The sequence below is a fragment of the Arthrobacter sp. SO3 genome, assembly GCF_020532825.1.
GTDB lineage: Bacteria > Actinomycetota > Actinomycetes > Actinomycetales > Micrococcaceae > Arthrobacter.
Genome location: NZ_MQTS01000023.1, coordinates 15,608 through 32,148 on the forward strand (window position 1 = coordinate 15,608; position 16,541 = coordinate 32,148).

Sequence of the window (16,541 nt, forward strand, 5' to 3'; positions counted from 1 at the left end):
GTATTCCTTTTTCCTATACAGATCGAAGGGGCGGGGCTGGTTACTTGACGGCGCTACTTGACGGCGCCGAGGGAGAGGCCCTGGACGAGTTTGTCCTGGGCGGCGAAGCCGGCGAACAGCACGGGCAGGGAGACCACGACGGCGGCCGCGCAGACCTTGGCGAGGAACAGTCCCTGGCTGGAGACAAAACCGGTGAGGAAGACGGGGGCGGTGCCGGCCACGACGCCGGTGAGGACCCGGGCCAGGAGGAGTTCGTTCCAGCTGAAGATGAAGCAGATCAGGGCGGTGGCGGCGATGCCGGGCATCGCCACGGGGGCGACGACCTTCCGGAGCGTCAGCAGCAGGCCCGCGCCGTCGATCTGGGCGGCTTCGAGCATTTCGACCGGCACTTCGTCGAGGAAGGAGCGCATCATCCAGACGGCGATGGGCAGGTTCATCGAGGTGTACATCAGGCCCAGGAACCAGATGTTATCGAGGGCGCCGGCGTTTTTGGCGAAGAGGTAGAGCGGCAGGACGGCGGCGACCACCGGCATCATCTTCGTGGAGAGGAAGAAGAACATGACGTCGGTCCACTTCTTCACCGGCCGGATGGACAGCGCGTACGCGGCCGGGATGGCCAGCAGCAGCACCAGCACGGTGGAGAAGATGGAGGCGGTGGCGGAGTTGATCAGCGATGGCCACGGGCTGACGCCGGAGCTTGCCCCGAAGAATTCCTTGTAGGCGTCCAGGGTGAGGCCGGCGGCGATCGAGGGCGGGTTGGTCGCGGCGTCCGTTTCCGAGTGGAACGACGTCAGGATCATCCACAGGACCGGTACGGCGAACATCAGGGCCAGCAGCCAGGCCGCGATTCCTGCCGCGGTGTTGTTGCGGGTGGGGTCCATGCGGGACTTGCCCCGGCGCCGTGGCGTGATGTTGAGGGCGGTCGGGCCGGGGACTGATGTCCGGGGTTCGGTGGGGTTCAGCGTGCTCATCGTGCTGCCTCCTTCTTGAAGAGCGAGAATACGGTGCGGAGTGCGAAGGTCGCCACGATGATGGTGCCGATGACCACCACGACGCCGGCGGCGGACGCCAGACCATATTCGTTGGCGTAGTAGAACGTCTCGTAGATGGCGTAGGGCAGATTGGCCGTGCCCAGGCCGCCGGAGGTGAGGGTGAAGACGGCATCGAAGTTCTGCACGATGTAGATCGCTCCCAGCAGTCCGCCGAGTTCCAGATATTGCCGCAGGTGCGGCAGGGTGAGATGGCGGAATATCGCCCAGGGAGTTGCGCCGTCCATTTGGGCGGCTTCGACCGTGTCCATGGGACGGGACTGCAGCCCGGCAAGCAGGATGAGCATCATGAACGGCGTCCACTGCCAGACGAGGGAGATGATGATGGCCAGCAGGGGCGCCGAGGACAGTAGGTCCGTCTGGGGCGGGGTGTCGCTGCCGAACAGCGACCAGATCCAGGTCAGGGTGCCGTTGATCAGGCCGTAGACGGGGTTGAGGATGGCATGCTTCCAGATCAGCGCCGCTGCAACCGGCACCACAAGGAACGGTGCGATCAGCAGGGTTCGGGCCAGTCCGCGGCCGATGAACTTCTTGTCCAGCAGCAGGGCCAGGCCCAGGCCGAGGAGTAGGCTGGCCAGGACCACCGAGACGGTCATGACGATGGTGGTGACGATCGCCTGCAGAAAGTAAGGATCCGTGAGGACCTGGACGTAGTTTTCGAACCCGGCAAACCCGGTCGTCTCCGGGCTCAGGCTGTTCCAGTTCATGAACGAAATGGCCAGGGTCACGACGAACGGAAGCTGGGTGACGATGATGAGGAAGATCAGGGCCGGCAGCAGCGGTGCACGCCGTACCCAGGCCAGAGCCCGTTCCCGTGCCTTGGCGTCCCTGGAAGGTTTGGCTGTGGTGCTCCCGTGCCGGGAGACGCGCGCCGTTGCGGTAGTCATGATGTTCTCCTGCGGTTAGGTGGTTACTTCTTGTACTTGTCGCCGACTTTTTGTGCGGCTTCCTGGCCCTTGGCCAGCGCGTCGGCCACAGTGCCCTGGCCGGCGATGGCGGAGCTGACACCCTGGGACACCCTGGTGCCCAGGGCCGCGAACTCGGGGATGCCGACAAACTGGATGCCCACAGCCGGCCGCGGCTGGACCCCGGGGTTCTTCGGATCGGCGTTCTCAATGGCGAAGCGTTCGGCTTTGAAGAACGGCGCGGCCTTCTGGAACTCGGCATTCTCGTACGTGGAGATGCGTTTTCCGGAGGGAACCTTGGCCCAACCCAGCTTGGATGCCACCAGTTCCTCGTACTTCCTGGAGCTGGCCCAGGCGATGAACTTCCCTGCGGCATCCTGCTTCTTGGAGGCCGCCTGCACGGCCCAGGACCAGGTCCACAGCCAGCCCGAGGACTTGGTCTCCTTCACGGGGGCCTGGGCGTAGCCGATCTTGCCCTTCACCGGGGAGGCATCGGCTTCCAGGGCGCCGGCCGCGGAGGTTGCGTCGTACCACATGGCGACTTTGCCCTGGCTCATGTTGTTTAGGCATTCGGCGAACCCGGCCTGGGCGGCGCCGGCTTCGCCGTGGTCGCGGACCAGTTTGGTGTAGAAATCGACCGCCGCCGTGAATTCCGGAGCGTTGACCTGCGCGTTCCAGTCCTTGTCGAACCAGGTCCCGCCAAACGTGTTCACCACGGTCGTCAGCGGGGCGAAGACCTGGCCCCAGCCGGGCTGGCCGCGCAGGCAGATGCCCTTCATGCCGGGAGCTGCGCCGTCAACCTTGCCGGCGAGGTCGGCGACCTGGTCCCATGTGGGCGTCTCCGGCATTGTCAGGCCCTTGGCGTCGAGAATGTCTTTCCGGTACATGAGGAACGAGGATTCTCCGTAGAAGGGTTCGCCATAGAGCTTGCCGTCCTTGCCGGTCAGCGACGCCGTGTAGGCCGGCAGGATGTCCGCCTGGTTGAACCCGACATCCTTGGCCACGTGGTCCAGCGGTGCCAGCCAGCCGTTGGCTGAGTAGAACGGGATCTCGTAATTGGACAGTGACGCAACGTCGTACTGGCCAGCCTGGCTCGAGAACTCCTGGCTGATTTTGGCGCGGACGTCGTTTTCCGGCAGGACCGTGTAGTTGACCCTGATGCCGGTTTCCTTGGTGAAGTTCTCAGCGGTGAGCCGTTGCAGGTCCTCCATCTGGGGGTTGTTCACCATCAGGACATTGATGGCGTTCGGGTCTCCTGCGGAGTTGCCTCCGCCGGCACCTGCACAGGCTGTGGCGCTGAGCGCCACGCACAGGGCAGCTGCGGCCAACGAGGCGACGCGTGTTTTTGCGCGCATTCAAGGACTCCTTTGTTCTTCAGGGGGTGCAATGCGCCCTGCACTCCGACTGCTGTGTCGGGGTGCGGCGCCGGAAGCGGGACCGGGGCTGGAAGCTGGGCTTGGAAGCCGGGGTGCCGCGCTGATGTTCCTCAAGATTAGGCCTGTCGCTAGGGCACAACTAGCGCCGTGGTTGCCGGATTCTGATACTTATTTTCCGCTCCTGCCCCCGGCCGGGCGATACCCTAGGAGAAGACGGCCAAAGGGCTGTCCAAATTTCATAACCCCAACCCACGGAGAACCACGATGAACGCGGCGGACCCCAGCGACGGTGCCACGGCCCGGCTTGCAGAGCGCCTACTGGGCATGCGCGCCAACCGGGAGGTCATCCCAGAAGACCCGAGCCATTCCGTCCGGTGGCACGAGCACGACTACCCCAGCCCGGTGGCACGCTGGAACTACCATCCCGAATACGAGCTGCACCTGATCCGGAAAGGCACCGGGAAGTTCATTGTGGGAGACCACATCGGCACGTTCGAGGCCGGACACGTGGCCCTGGTGGGACCCGGGCTGCCGCACGACTGGGTCAGCGACCTAGAGGCCGGGGAAGTCCTCCACGGCAGGGACGCCCTCATCCAGTTCGACGGAAAATGGGTGGAGCAGGCGACGTCGATCATTCCGGAAATGGCCGAGGTCAAACCCCTGCTGGAGCAGTCCTCCCGCGGGATCGAGTTCCTGGGACGGTCCGCCAAGGCTGCCGCCGCATCCATCGACGCGATGGGCGCCTCAACCGGCTTGGAGCGGCTGCACCACCTTTTCGAGCTCCTCACGGTCCTGGCCCGCGCTCCCCTGGAGGAACGGCGCTACCTGGCCGACGAATGGTTCAGGCCCCAACTCGACGGGCAGGCCGCGGCCGTGGTGGACATCGTCCTCGAGTACGTTTTCAGCAACCACGCCGGCAACGTCAAAATGTCCGAGGCTGCCGCGCTGGTCGGAATGTCAGAGCCGACGTTTTCGAAATACTTCAAACGCGCAACCGGCCAGAACTTCAGTGATCTGGTCCGCAAACTGCGTCTCGCCCATGCCCGCCGCCTGCTGGAACACAGCGACAACGCCATCTCCGCCATTTGCTACGAGGTGGGCTTCTCGAACCTCTCCAATTTCAACCGGCATTTCCTCAACGACGCCGGCGAAACCCCGCGCGACTACCGCCAGCGGGTCCGGGGCTGACCGCCGCTGCGCCGCTGGCGGCCTGGGCGCAGCATCGGCGCCGCTGCCCGGGCCAGCACTGAGCGGACGACGGCGGGACCTCCCGTCGTCGTCCGCTTTCGTGTGTAGGGGTGCGGCACCCGTCGCGGTTGCTCTGGCCCGGCCGCTCCGCGGAACGGGCGCTACGAGGTGACCGCCAGGGCAGGCGCCGCAATGGTGGAGAGCTCCACTGGAGCGGGGCGCGCGGCTGTGCTGTCGATCCTGACAGCTGCGCCCGTGTGGGCCGACTCCAGCAAGGACTCCATCACGTCCAAGGCGTGGAAGGCCAGGGCGCCTCCTGCCCTGGGCTCCTGGCCGGCAGGGGTGCGGACGAGGTCTGCGATGCCGAAGCCCCGCCCCGAGTCCTCGTAGCCGGCGGAGACGGGAAGGGTTTCCCAGTCATCCGCACCGAGGACGAAGAGCTGCACGTCGCCGGCGAAGTGGTTGGGATCCGGGACCGCCAGGGAGCCATGCTCGCCGTGGACTTCGATGTTGGCGCTCTTGGTCTTCACCGCGTCGAAGCTCATCACCAGCGTGGACAAGGCCCCCGAGGCGTGGACAAGGACGCCTGTAACGTGCGTATCGATCGCCACCGGCACGATCTGGCCTTCGCGCGGGCCCGAGCCGATGGTCCGCTCGTCGCGGGTGTGGCTGGCAACCCCGGTCACCGAGACCACCGGACCCAGCAGGGTGACCAGCGCCGAGACGTAGTACGGTCCCATGTCCAGGAGCGGCCCGCCGCCGGGCTGGTAGTAGAAGTCCGGGTTCGGATGCCAGCGCTCGTGACCGGGAGTGACCATGGTGGCGGTCGCGGAGATGGGTCTGCCGATGAGCCCGTCGTCGATCGCCTTCCGTGCGGTCTGGATCCCGGTGCCGAGCACGGTGTCCGGGGCACAGCCGACCGCGACGCCGGCTGTCCGCGCGGCGTCCAGCACCTGCCGGGCCTCCGCCGCCGTTGCCGCGAGGGGCTTCTCGCCGTAGACGGATTTGCCGGCGGCAATGGCGCGCAGGGCGATCTCGGCGTGGGCTGCGGGAATGGTCAGGTTCAGGACGAGCTCGACGTCGTCGGCGGCCAGGAGCGTGTCGACCGTGAGCGCCCGGACGCCGTCGTACGAGTCGGCCACCGCCTGCGCCCGGGCGGGGTCCAAATCCGCGACGGCGACGAGGTTGATGTCCTCGAGACGGCGGAAGTTCGCCAGATACTGGGCGATGATGGCTCCGCAGCCAATGATTCCAATGTTTACCGGCTTGCCCACAGCAGGCCCCTTTCGATGATGGTGCGGACGTTGCTGTCCTGGAGAATTTCGACGCGGTGTCCGGGGGTGCAGACGAAGATCTTGCCCTTGCCCCATTGCCGGGTCCAGATCGCCGGCGAGGTGACTTCCCGGTGCCAGGGGTCCCATTCCCGGACTTTCTGGGTGGTGGTGGCCAGGACGTCAATGTAGTCGTCGGCGAGGACCCAGTACTGTTCGGTCACCAGGTCGAAGTCACCGAGGCCGGCAGTGATGGGATGGTCCGCTGCCGCCGGGAGCATGTTGACGGTGTGCGGGACGTAGTTGTCGGGCTGCCCGCCCGTCCGTTCATCCGGGTGCTTGCCCGGGTGGCAGGCAAACTGGCCGCCGATCAGGTGCAGGTAGTCCGAGGTGTCGCGGTAGGAATCCGCGATGCCGCCGTGCCAGCCGGCGAGGCCCGTGCCGTTTTCCACGGCGGCGCGCAGGCCCTCAAATTCGTCTTTCTCGATGGTGGACATGGTCATGCATTGCATAATCAGGTCCACACCGGCCATGTAGGCGGCGTCGGCATAGATTTTGGGCGATTCCTCCACCCGGACCTGGTAGCCGTTGGCTTTCAGGTACGGGATGAATTCCTCGGTGGCCTCAACGGGCTGGTGCCCGTCCCAGCCGCCGCGGACCACGAGGGCGGTTTTGTGGTTGATTGTCATGGGGTTCCTCTGTTGTTGGTTTGTGATGGCCGTGCCCGGCTCAACGGGCGGCGAAGGCCGCATCGAACGCGGCCGCGGGTGGTGTGATCGTGGCTAGATCCTTGACCAGTGCAAGGGCCTGCGGCGCGCCGACCAGACGGTCCATGCCGGCGTCTTCCCATTCGATGCTGGTGGGTCCCTGATATCCAATGGCGTTAAGGGTTCGGAAAATCGGCTCCCAATTGACGTCGCCATGACCGGCCGTGACGAAGTCCCACCCGCGGCGCGGGTCGGCCCAGGGAAGGTGGGACCCGAGCCGGCCATTGCGGCCGTTGAGCTGACGGACGGACTCCTTGACGTGAACGTGGAAGATCTTCTCGGCGAAGTCCTGGAGGAATATGACAGGGTCCAAGTCCTGCCAGATGAAGTGCGAGGGGTCGAAGTTCAGGCCGAAGTTCTCCCGGTGCCCGATGGCCTCGAGGGTGCGTTTGGCGGTCCAGTAGTCGTAGGCGATTTCGGACGGGTGGACCTCAAGGGCAAATCGGACCCCTTCCTCGTCGAAGACGTCGAGGATCGGGTTCCAGCGGTCGGCGAAGTCCTGGTAACCGCGTTCGATCATTGCGTCCGGGGGAGGCGGGAACATGGCGACACATTTCCAGATCGAGGATCCGGTGAAGCCGGTGACGGTGTTGACGCCAAGTCTGGCGGCCGCACGTGCCGTGGTCTTCATGGCCTCGGCGGCACGGAGGCGGACCCCTTCAGCGTCGCCGTCCCCCCACACGGAGGCTGGAAGAATGCCTTCGTGGCGTTCGTCGATCGGGTCGTCACAGACGGCCTGTCCGGTGAGATGGTTGGCGATTGCGTGGACCTTGAGCCGGTGCTTGTCCAGGATGTCCAGCCGGTTCTGGACGTAGGCGTCGTCCTCGACGGCTCGCTGCGGGTCCAGGTGGTCGCCCCAGCAGGCGATCTCCAGGCCGTCGAAGCCCCACTCGCCGGCGAGCCTCGCCACCTCTTCGAAGGGCAGGTCGGCCCACTGGCCGGTGAAGAGGGTGATGGGTCGTGTCATGGTGTTACCTCTCAGACGGTGTGCCAGCGGCTGTCGGCGTGGGCGCTGGCTTCGACGGCGGCGAGGACCTTTTGGACCTGGAGTGCGTCGGCGAAGGATGGTGCCGGGGGCTGGCTGCCGGCGATGGCGTGGATAAGGTCGACCACCTGGTGGGTGAAGAGGTGTTCGTAGCCCAGTCCGTGGCCGGTGGGCCACCAGTTCCCGGCGTAGGGGTGTTGGGGTTCGGTAACGAGTATCTTGCGGAAGCCGGCGTCGGAGCCGTCGGCGGCGTCGTAGACGGACAGTGCGTTCATGTCCTCGAAGTCGAAGGCCAGCGAGCCGGCAGTTCCGTTAATTTCCAGGCGCATGGCGTTCTTCCGGCCGAGGGCGAAGCGGGTGGCCTCGAATACTCCGATCGGCCCTGCGGCGGACCCATTGCCGTTGCCGTTGCCGGCGAAGCGTGCGCTGAAGATGGCGGCGTCGTCCACGCTTACAGGCCCCCGCACGGTGTCGGCGCCGGTGGCGCCGTGCCCGCCGAGGCCCACGAGGTCTCCGGCAATGGGGCGTTCGGCGACGAAGGTCTCCAGCAGGGCCGAAACACCGGTGATGTTGAGCCCGGTGATCCACTGGGCGGCGTCGATGCTGTGGGCGCCGATGTCCCCGAGCGCGCCGGAGCCGGACTTGGACTTGTCCAGCCGCCAGGTCAGCGGCGCGTCGGCATCGCTGAGCCAGTCCTGCAGGTACTGGGCCCGGACATGCCGGATCTGCCCTAGCCGGCCCTCGCCGACCATCCGCCGGGCCAGGGCCAGTGCCGGGGTGCGGCGGTAGCTGAAGCCGCACATCGAGTACACCCCCCGGGCCGCCGCAGCGTCCGCGGCAGCCGCCATCCGCTCGGCCTCGTCCACCGAGTTGGCCAGCGGCTTCTCGCACAGGACATGCTTGCCGGCCTCGAGCGCGGCGATGGCGATCTCGGCATGCGTGTTGCCCGGGGTGCAGATGTCGATCAGGTCGATGTCGTCCCGCTCGATCAAGCGCCGCCAGTCCGTCTCGGCGGACTCCCACCCCATCTTCTGCGCGGCGGCCCGCACGCCCTCCTCGTTCCGGCCCGCGATCGCGGTCAGTTCAGGCCGCAGCGGCAGATCAAAGAACCGCGGCGCGGTCCGCCACGCGTGGGAATGGGCGGCCCCCATAAACGCATAGCCCACCATCCCCACACGCAGGGTCGTCGGGTCAGTCATCGGTAATCCTTTCCAAATGGATTGAGATCGGTTGCGCGGCCCAAGGCACGCGGCTCGCTACACTACTTGCTGAAGCCGGCGGTGAGGCCGCTGAGCAGCTGGCGCCGGGCGACCACATAGACCAGCAGCAGCGGCAGCGTGGCGAGCACGACGGCAGCCAAGACGGCCGGGATGTTCACACTGAACTCGCCCTGGAACGTCCACAGGGACAGCGGCAGCACCCGGGTCTCCGGGCTCTGCGTCAGGATCAGCGGGAACAGGAAACCGTTCCATACTCCGAGGGCGTTGTAGATGCCGACGGTCACCACGGCGGGTTTGGTCATGGGCAGCGCGAGGTGCCACATCATGGACCAGTCGGAGCAGCCATCCAGCCGCATTGATTCGAAGAGCTCGTTAGGGACGTCCCGCATGAAGTTGGACAGGATCAGCACGGAGATCGGGATGGCGAAAGCGATGGAGGGCAGGATCAGGGCGAGCAGGGTGTCATACAGGTGGGCACGGGTGATCATCCAGTAGATGGGGATGATTGTGGCGTGCAGCGGTATCGCGAGGCCCAGCAGGAACAGGTTGTTTGTCCAGTTGAGGAACTTGCTCTTTCCGCGGACGATCGCGTATGCGGCCATGAAGGACACCAGGAGCGCCGGTATAACGCTGCCCACTGTGACGATGAGGCTGTTGGCAAAGTATTTGGCGAAGTCGTTCTCCAGGACCAGCTTGTAGTTGTCCAAGGTGGGTTCTGTGGGGGGCAACATCGGGTTGGAGGTGAAGAAGCCAGCCTGGTTCTTCAGGCTCGTCACCACCACGTAGTAAACCGGGACGATGATGATGGCCAGCCAAAGCCAGCCGCCGAGGCCGGCGAGAAAGTTTGGCCGGGTCCGTCCCGGCCCCTTGGTCCGCGAACGGGGACCGACGGCAGGTCGGACGGGCGCCGAGGGCGGGACGGGGAGCTGGGTAAGGGAAGCCATCAGGCACCTTCCATTTGGCTTGCGTTGCGGTTTTTTCCGCCCAGTCTCTGTAGCAGAAGGGCGAGCGCCAGACCGATCACGACGAGCATGACGCCGAGGGCACTCGCGGCACCCATGTCGTTGGCTTTGAACCCGGTGAGGTACATGTGCAGCGGGAGCAGCCGGGTGGCGTAGCCGGGACCGCCGCCGGTGAGGACAAAGACGAGGTCAAAGTACGCCAGCGATCCGACCACCATGAGCGTGGAGGAAGTGATGATGGTGTATTTCATCTGGGGCAGCGTGATGTTGAAGAACTGCTGGACCCGCCCGGCACCGTCGATCTGCGCGGCCTCGTAGAGCGACGCGGGGATCTGGCGCACACCGCCTTGATAGATGAGCGTGTGGAACGGGACAAACTGCCAGGCGATCACGAAGACCACGACGAACAGCACGAGGTCGGAATCGCCCAGCCAGTCCCGGGCCAGGAACGGCAGTCCAAGCCCGGCGCCCAGGCCGAAGTTGGGGTCCAGCAGGGCTTTGAACGCGATGGCGACGGCAGCCGAGGACAGCAGCAGCGGCACGAAGTAGAGGACAGCCAATGCGGCACGGTATTTCTGGCCCGCCGCGGTGAAGACACCCAGCAGGAGACTGATCGGGGCCTGGACGATGAACGAGAAGAACATGATCTTCGCCGTGACCAGCAGTGCGTTCCCGGTGACCGGGTCCGTCAGGACTGTTGTCCAACTGGACAGACCGTCCAGCTTGATCTCGCCCAGGCCGTCCCAGGAGGTGAAGCTCAGGAACAAGACGCCGAAAAGCGGAATGATGGCGAACAGCACGAAGAAGGCAAGGGCTGGCGCGGCCAGCCACCCCGACGGGCCCGTTTTGAGGGCCCGCCGGGAGGAACCGGATGTGGTGGACACTGGATTACTTCCCGATCGTCGCGTTCATCGTGTCGACGAACTGCTCCGGGGTGATCTTCTTCAGGAAGATCTGGTCGAGGTTTGCCAGCATGGCGTCACCCTGCGCCGGGCTGAGGGCCTGGTCCCAGGAGAGCGTGAAACTCGGTGCGTTCTTTGCCATGCCATACACATAGGACAGGAAGTCCTTGTCCGGGGACGCGGCGAGCTTGCTCTCGATGCCCTTGACCACCGGCACGGCTCCCGAGTCGATCAGGCCCTGGATGTTGCTGTCCGAGAACATGCCGTTCTTCACATACTCGAGGGCGGCTTTCTTCTGTCCCTCAGTGGCCTTCGCGGAGACGGACCAGAAGTTGGAGGGGTTGCCCACCACGTTGGCCGGGTCTCCCTTGCCGCCGGAAACTGTGGGGAAGGTGGTGAAGCCGAGCTTGCCGCCCTTGACGAAGTCTGCTGCGTCCTTCTTCATGCTCTGGTAGATCCAGCCGCCCTGCAGGATCATGGCCGCCTTGCCGGTGTACATAAGCGCTTGGTCGGCGTTGCTGTCCGCCGCGATGGACGAGAAGCCGTTGGCGAAGCCGCCGGCATCCACGAGCTGCTGGATCTTGGTGAGCGACTCGGTGACAGCGGGGTCGGACCACGCGTTGGGCTTATTGGCTGCAATATTGGCGAAGACCTCCGGGCCGCCGATGCGTTCCACGAGGTACTCCAGCCACATCAGGTCCGGCCACCTGGACTGGCCGCCGAGCGAGAACGGAGCGATGCCGGCATCCTTGAACTTCGGTACCAGGGTCATCAGCTCGTCCCACGTCTTGGGGGCCTCGGCGCCCACCTTGGCGAACACATCCTTGTTGAAGTACAGCACTACAGGCTGCACGTTGTTGTTGGGCAAGGCGTAGGTCTTGCCGTCGATGACGCCGTTCTTGAGTACTGCCGGAAGGTAGCGGTCCTTGACGTCGGGGTTGTCCTTGAGGTATCCGGAGAGATCATCCACCTGTCCGGCGTCGACGTAGGACTTCAGAACGCCGCCGCCCCAGCCGTAGATGAAGGTCGGGCCCTGGCCGGCGCCGACGGCGGTACGTACCTTGGTCTTGTATGCGTCGTTCGCAAAGAAATCCAGCTTGATGGTCGAATCCGGGTGCGCGGAGTTCCAGTCAGTAACGGACTTCTGCAGCACGGGCTGGTTGCCGCCGGTCAGCCCCCACATGGAGGCCGAGTCTGCGCTTGCGGCAGTGCCTGCCGGGCCGCTGGAGCCGCATGCGGCCAGGCTGATCGATATTGCGGCGGCGGAGAAGGCTATAGCGGCACTGCGAAACGTACGATTTTTCATCTGGGGTTCCATTCGTCCTCCGGGTTCTGCGCTGAGGCCCGGTTGTGAGAGCCAGCAGCCTGACCCTCACGAGGAAGGCTGCGCTGCCGATGCTGATGGGGTGAAGCTAAAATTCCGAAAAGTTTCGTAAAAGTCTGGGACTTGTAAACTCAAAGTAGTGGTGACATCAGTCACAGTCAAGGGGTAGTGCCGAAAATTTGTTTCTAAATATCGAAAGAACTTGACGCATCAGGGAAACAGGGTCAAACTTTTGTTATCGAAATATTTCGAAAGTACAGGAGTCATCGTGTCAGTAGTCCAGGGTGTCGGCCGGCCAACGCTGGCCGCCGTCGCGAGGGAAGCGGGCGTTTCCTCACCCACGGTCTCAAAGGTCATCAACGGGCGGGCGGACGTAGCGGAGAGCACGCGCACCAAGGTCCTGGCGGCGCTCGAACAGCTGGGCTACCAGTCACCGCAACAGCGCAAGCAGGCCGAGGGCCGGACTGCCATCGTGGAAGTGGTGTTCGATTCGCTGTATTCGGCCTACGCCGTCGAGGTCCTGAACGGAGTGCTGGAGCAGGCCGCCTCGGTTGACGTCGAGATCCTGATCGACGTGACCGGGCACGCGCCCGCCACGACGCTCAGCCCCGAGCGGCGCGCCCAGCGGATTTTGGATGAAGGCCGGCTCGGATTGATTGTGGTGACTTCCGGCTTCAGCACGGCGCAGTTGAGTGCCTTCCGCCGGCGGCACATTCCGGTCGTGGTGATCGATCCACTCAACCCGCCGCCGTCGGAGGTTGTTAGCGTCGGTGCCACCAACTGGGCCGGGGGCAAGGAAGCCACGGAGCATCTGCTCGGCCTCGGCCACCGGCGGATCGCGTACATCGGCGGACCCGAATCGGCGGAATGCAATCAGGCGCGGCTCCATGGCTACATGGCGGCACTCATGGCCGACGGGGTCCAGGTGCGGCCCGACTACGTCCTGCTGGACAAATTCCGCCCGGAACACGGAATTCGCGGCCTCCAGACCCTTATGGCCCTGCACGAGCCCCCGACAGCCATCTTCGCGGGAAGTGACAGCATCGGCCTCGGCGTCCTGGCCGAAGCCCGGAGGCACGGACTGCGGATCCCCGAGGACTTGAGCCTGGTGGGCTTCGACGGCACGTACCAGGCGGAGCAGTCCATCCCCGCCTTGACCACCGTGACGCAGCCGCTGCAGGAGATGGGCCGCGCCGCCCTGCGCGCCGTCCTCCGTCAGGCCAACGGCGAAGAGCTCGACTCGCGTCGGGTCGAACTCGCCACCCATCTTGTCGTCCGGGAATCGACGGCCCCTCCTGCGGCCGGGAAACCGGAACCGGACAGGCCGCTGCACTAGTCGATGCACTGGCTGCCGCTCGTGTGTACTGGGCGCCGGTCCATTCCCTGTACCGGGTCGGAGGGGTAGGTGATTCCAGCCTGCCGCCGGGCTTCATCGAGCAGCGACATGACCAACAGTGTGTCGGCCAGCGGCATGGTTGGACTCTCGGTCAAACCGAGTTGAAGGCAACGACGTACACGATGTCGAAGTCGGGGTCCTGGATCAGCCGCAGGTACCCCGAAAGGCTGTCGTCGTCGCCGTAGGCGCGGCGGAAGCCGTGCCTGGCCGCGAATTCCTCCGCGCCGGCGCGGGACCTGGAACTGACGGCGTGCAGGATCGCGTCCGGCAGCAGTGCCAGATCGCCTGCGACGATGGACGCGATCCTGCCGGTGGAGACCACGCCCCAGCGGACAGGATTGCCGGAGGCACGGAGCGGATCCTGGGGGTCGTCCGCAAGCAGCGGGGTTCGGGCAAGCAGCGGCTCAGTTGCCGGGATCAATGTGGCTGCTCGCCCTCAGGTAGTTCTGCCGGATGATCGGGTGGAAATCCTGGGCCGGTGCGGCGTCCACCGCGATGGGCCATGCCGGCCGGTTGCCGCTGTGTGCCCAGGCCGCCTGGACAGCCGCACCGCGGGCCACGTACTCCCCGGGGCTGGGGATCACGACCGGCAGATCGAAGACCTGGGCCGCGATGGCCTGCACCGCGGGGTTTTGCACGGCGCCGCCGATCAACAAGAGGCGTGTTGCCGGGCTGCCCTGCGTGCGGAGCGAATCCAGCCCGCCGGACAGTCCGCACAGCATGCCCTCGATGGCGGCCCGGGCCAGGTTGCTCCGGGTGCTGGAGGCAATGCTGAGCCCGTGGAAGCTGGCTTTGGCGTGGGGCAGGTTGGGCGTGCGCTCACCTTCGAAGTACGGCACGAGCACCACGCCCCCGGCGCCGGGTTCTGCTTCTAGGGCAAGGCGCGACAGTTCGTCGAAGTCCACGCCCAGGAGGCCGGCCACGGAGCTGAGCACCCGCGCGGCATTGAGTGTGACGGCGATGGGCAGGTATGCACCGCTGGCGTCCGCGAACCCTGCCACCGTCCCGCTGGGATCGGCAGCGGCCCGCGATGACACGGAAAAAACCGTGCCGCTGGTGCCCACGGAGACCACCACGTCGCCGGGCTCCGCCCCCAATCCAAGAGCGGCGGCCGCGTTGTCCCCGGCGCCGGCACCGAGCAGGATCCGTGGTCCCGATTCCGCCAGGCCGGTTCCAGCAGAACCGGTTCCAGCAGAACCGGGCAGTCCGGCGCCGGATCCGAAGCAGCCGGGGTGGATTTCCCCGGCAGCGTCGCCGGGGCCCAGCACCCGGGGCAGCACCACGGTTCCGGCGTCCCCCGGCCCGGCGTACCCGGTGGCATCCCTGGCGTCCCGGCCGAAGGCGGTCTTGAACAGCTCGAGATCGTACTCACCGGCCGAGGGGCTCCAATAGCCCGTTCCGCTGGCATCCGAGCGGTCCGTCGTGAGCTGTTCCAGGTCCGGGCCCAGGGCGCTGGAGGCCGCCGGGCCGTAGCCTCGGAGCCGCCAGGTCAGCCAGTCATGGGGCAGGGCGACGGCCGCCACCCGGTCCGCCAGTTCGGGTTCGTGCTCCCGGACCCAGCGGACCTTCGTGATGGTGAAGGAGGCCACCGGGACCAGCCCGGTCCTGCGTGCGAAGTCGTCCGCCCCCACCTCGTCCGTGAGTGCGGCCGCGGCCGCCGCCGAGCGGGTGTCATTCCACAGCAGCGCCGGCCGCACCACGTCACCGGCGTGATCCAGCAGCACCATGCCGTGCTGCTGGCCCCCCACCGACAGCGCGCTGACGTCCGCCAGCCCGCCGGCGTCCTCGATTGCCTCGGACAAAGCCCGCCACCAGTGGTCCGGGTGGACCTCCGTTCCGTCCGGGTGCCCGGCCCGGCCCTCGCGGACCAGGGTGCCGCTGCCTGCGTCCAGGACCACCACCTTGCAGCTTTGGGTGGAGGAGTCGACGCCGGCAACAAGGGTCATGGGAGCAACCGCCACGGGATCAGCGGGCGCCGAGCAGGTGCTCGATGAAGAGCTGCTGCAGCTTCACGAAACCGAAGCCCTTGCCGCCGAAGTAGGCGTCGGCGTCGAAGTCCTCGTAGGAGGCGCGGTCGGCGCGGAGCTGTTCATACCCTTCGCCCGGGTTGAGCGTGGGTTCGTTGATTTCCGCCACGCGCGAGGCCTGCAGCGCGGCCTGGACCTCGGGATCGGCACGGAAAGCCTTTGCACGTTCCTTGAGCAGCAGGTAGGTCTGCATGTTCGCTGCCGCCGAGTCCCACACGCCGTCAATGTCCTCGGTGCGGCTGGGCTTGTAGTCGAAGTGGCGCGGGCCGTGGTACGCGGGGCCGCCGTCGGGTCCGCCGTTTTCGAGCAGGTCCACCAGGGAGAACGCGTTCTGCAGGTCGCCGTGGCCGAACACCAGGTCCTGGTCGAATTTGATGCTGCGCTGGCCGTTGAGGTCGATGTGGAAGAGCTTGCCCTGGTAAAGCGCCTGGGCGATGCCGTGGGTGAAGTTCAGGCCGGCCATCTGCTCGTGGCCGGTTTCCGGGTTGATGCCCACCAGTTCGGGGCGCTCCAGCGTTTCGATGAACGCCAGGGCGTGGCCCAGGGTGGGGAGGAGGATGTCGCCGCGGGGTTCGTTGGGCTTGGGCTCGATGGCGAACCGGATGTTGTAACCCTTGTCCGTGACGTAGTCGCCCAGCAGGTTCACGGCCTCACGGTAGCGTTCCAGGGCGCCGCGGATGTCCTTGGCGGCGTCGTATTCGCTGCCTTCGCGGCCGCCCCACATGACGAACGTTTCGGCACCGAGCTCGGCGGCGAGGTCGATGTTGTCCAGTACCTTCCGCAGGGCGAAGCGCCGGACGCCGCGGTCGTTGCTGGTGAACCCGCCGTCCTTGAAGACCGGGTGGCTGAACAGGTTGGTGGTGATCATCGGGACGATCATCCCGGTGGCCTTCAGCGCGCCCGTCAGCCGGTCGATTTCGCGCTGGCGGTCAGCGGCGGAGCAGCCGAAGGGAAAGAGGTCGTTGTCGTGGAAGGTGATGCCGTAGGCGCCGAGGTCACTGAGGCGGTTGATGGCCTCGACAGTGTCCAGCGGCGGCCGGGTGGCCGAGCCGAACTGGTCCTGGGCCTCCCAGCCCACCGTCCAAAGGCCGAAGGAGAACTTGTCTTCACGGGTGGGCTGAATCGCCATTGAGAGCTCCAAGCGTAGGTGTGGTTGTTGAATCGGGATG

Annotated in this window: 15 protein-coding genes; 2 read left to right on the top strand and 13 right to left on the bottom strand. The window is 65.8% G+C overall.

What is annotated here, in order from left to right:
• Positions 1–53: 53 nt before the first annotated feature.
• Genes BJQ90_RS02705 through BJQ90_RS02715 form a run of 3 tightly spaced genes read right to left on the bottom strand, consistent with a single transcriptional unit; the run spans position 54 to position 3,309 of the window.
• A complete protein-coding gene (locus BJQ90_RS02705) occupies positions 54–971 on the bottom strand; it encodes a carbohydrate ABC transporter permease (protein ID WP_226758772.1) in 918 nt (305 codons plus the stop codon).
• Positions 968–1,936: a carbohydrate ABC transporter permease gene (locus tag BJQ90_RS02710; protein WP_226758773.1), complete on the bottom strand. Its 969-nt coding sequence runs from the start codon at positions 1,934–1,936 to the stop codon at positions 968–970. The genes BJQ90_RS02705 and BJQ90_RS02710 overlap by 4 nt, the downstream gene beginning before the upstream one ends.
• Before the next feature lie 23 nt (positions 1,937–1,959).
• Positions 1,960–3,309, bottom strand: a complete 1,350-nt coding sequence (locus BJQ90_RS02715; RefSeq protein WP_226758774.1) for an ABC transporter substrate-binding protein — start codon at positions 3,307–3,309, stop codon at positions 1,960–1,962.
• Positions 3,310–3,594: 285 nt separating this feature from the next.
• On the opposite strand from BJQ90_RS02715, the gene BJQ90_RS02720 reads away from it, so the two are divergent.
• Positions 3,595–4,518, top strand: coding sequence for an AraC family transcriptional regulator (locus tag BJQ90_RS02720; RefSeq protein ID WP_226758775.1), 924 nt, complete (start codon positions 3,595–3,597; stop codon positions 4,516–4,518).
• Between the two features lie 161 nt (positions 4,519–4,679).
• Here BJQ90_RS02720 and BJQ90_RS02725 read toward each other — a convergent pair whose 3' ends face one another.
• The 7 genes from BJQ90_RS02725 to BJQ90_RS02755 all read right to left on the bottom strand — a co-directional run bounded on the left by BJQ90_RS02725 (position 4,680) and on the right by BJQ90_RS02755 (position 11,931).
• Entirely contained in the window at positions 4,680–5,792 is a 1,113-nt protein-coding gene (locus BJQ90_RS02725; protein WP_226758776.1) for a Gfo/Idh/MocA family protein, read from the bottom strand.
• A complete protein-coding gene (locus BJQ90_RS02730; protein WP_226758777.1) occupies positions 5,777–6,478 on the bottom strand; it encodes a ThuA domain-containing protein in 702 nt (233 codons plus the stop codon). Before BJQ90_RS02730 ends, BJQ90_RS02725 begins: the two co-directional genes overlap by 16 nt.
• Positions 6,479–6,518: 40 nt before the next feature.
• A complete protein-coding gene (locus BJQ90_RS02735; RefSeq protein ID WP_226758778.1) occupies positions 6,519–7,523 on the bottom strand; it encodes a sugar phosphate isomerase/epimerase family protein in 1,005 nt (334 codons plus the stop codon).
• Positions 7,524–7,534: 11 nt separating this feature from the next.
• Positions 7,535–8,740, bottom strand: coding sequence for a Gfo/Idh/MocA family protein (locus BJQ90_RS02740; RefSeq protein ID WP_226758779.1), 1,206 nt, complete (start codon positions 8,738–8,740; stop codon positions 7,535–7,537).
• Positions 8,741–8,802: 62 nt separating this feature from the next.
• Positions 8,803–9,705 carry a carbohydrate ABC transporter permease gene (locus BJQ90_RS02745; RefSeq protein ID WP_226758780.1) on the bottom strand — a complete coding sequence of 301 codons (903 nt, stop codon included), beginning with the start codon at positions 9,703–9,705 and terminating at the stop codon, positions 8,803–8,805.
• Positions 9,705–10,607, bottom strand: a complete 903-nt coding sequence (locus tag BJQ90_RS02750) for a carbohydrate ABC transporter permease (RefSeq protein ID WP_226758781.1) — start codon at positions 10,605–10,607, stop codon at positions 9,705–9,707. The genes BJQ90_RS02745 and BJQ90_RS02750 overlap by 1 nt, the downstream gene beginning before the upstream one ends.
• Before the next feature lie 4 nt (positions 10,608–10,611).
• Positions 10,612–11,931 carry an extracellular solute-binding protein gene (locus BJQ90_RS02755; protein WP_226758782.1) on the bottom strand — a complete coding sequence of 440 codons (1,320 nt, stop codon included), beginning with the start codon at positions 11,929–11,931 and terminating at the stop codon, positions 10,612–10,614.
• Positions 11,932–12,217: 286 nt separating this feature from the next.
• Between BJQ90_RS02755 and BJQ90_RS02760 the strand changes: the two genes are divergently transcribed.
• Positions 12,218–13,285 (top strand): LacI family DNA-binding transcriptional regulator, encoded by a 1,068-nt coding sequence (locus tag BJQ90_RS02760; protein ID WP_226758783.1) that lies wholly within the window; start codon positions 12,218–12,220, stop codon positions 13,283–13,285.
• 151 nt (positions 13,286–13,436) lie between these two features.
• On the opposite strand, the gene BJQ90_RS02765 is transcribed toward BJQ90_RS02760, so the two are convergent.
• From BJQ90_RS02765 to xylA, 3 genes are read right to left on the bottom strand one after another with little or no spacing between them, the layout of a single operon-like run.
• Entirely contained in the window at positions 13,437–13,766 is a 330-nt protein-coding gene (locus BJQ90_RS02765) for a hypothetical protein (RefSeq protein ID WP_226758784.1), read from the bottom strand.
• Positions 13,750–15,291, bottom strand: a complete 1,542-nt coding sequence (locus BJQ90_RS02770) for a xylulokinase (RefSeq protein ID WP_226758785.1) — start codon at positions 15,289–15,291, stop codon at positions 13,750–13,752. The genes BJQ90_RS02765 and BJQ90_RS02770 overlap by 17 nt, the downstream gene beginning before the upstream one ends.
• Positions 15,292–15,310: 19 nt before the next feature.
• The gene (gene xylA, locus BJQ90_RS02775; RefSeq protein ID WP_226758786.1) at positions 15,311–16,501 is read right to left on the bottom strand and encodes a xylose isomerase; all 1,191 of its coding nucleotides are present in this window, start codon (positions 16,499–16,501) and stop codon (positions 15,311–15,313) included.
• Between the last annotated feature and the right edge of the window lie 40 nt (positions 16,502–16,541).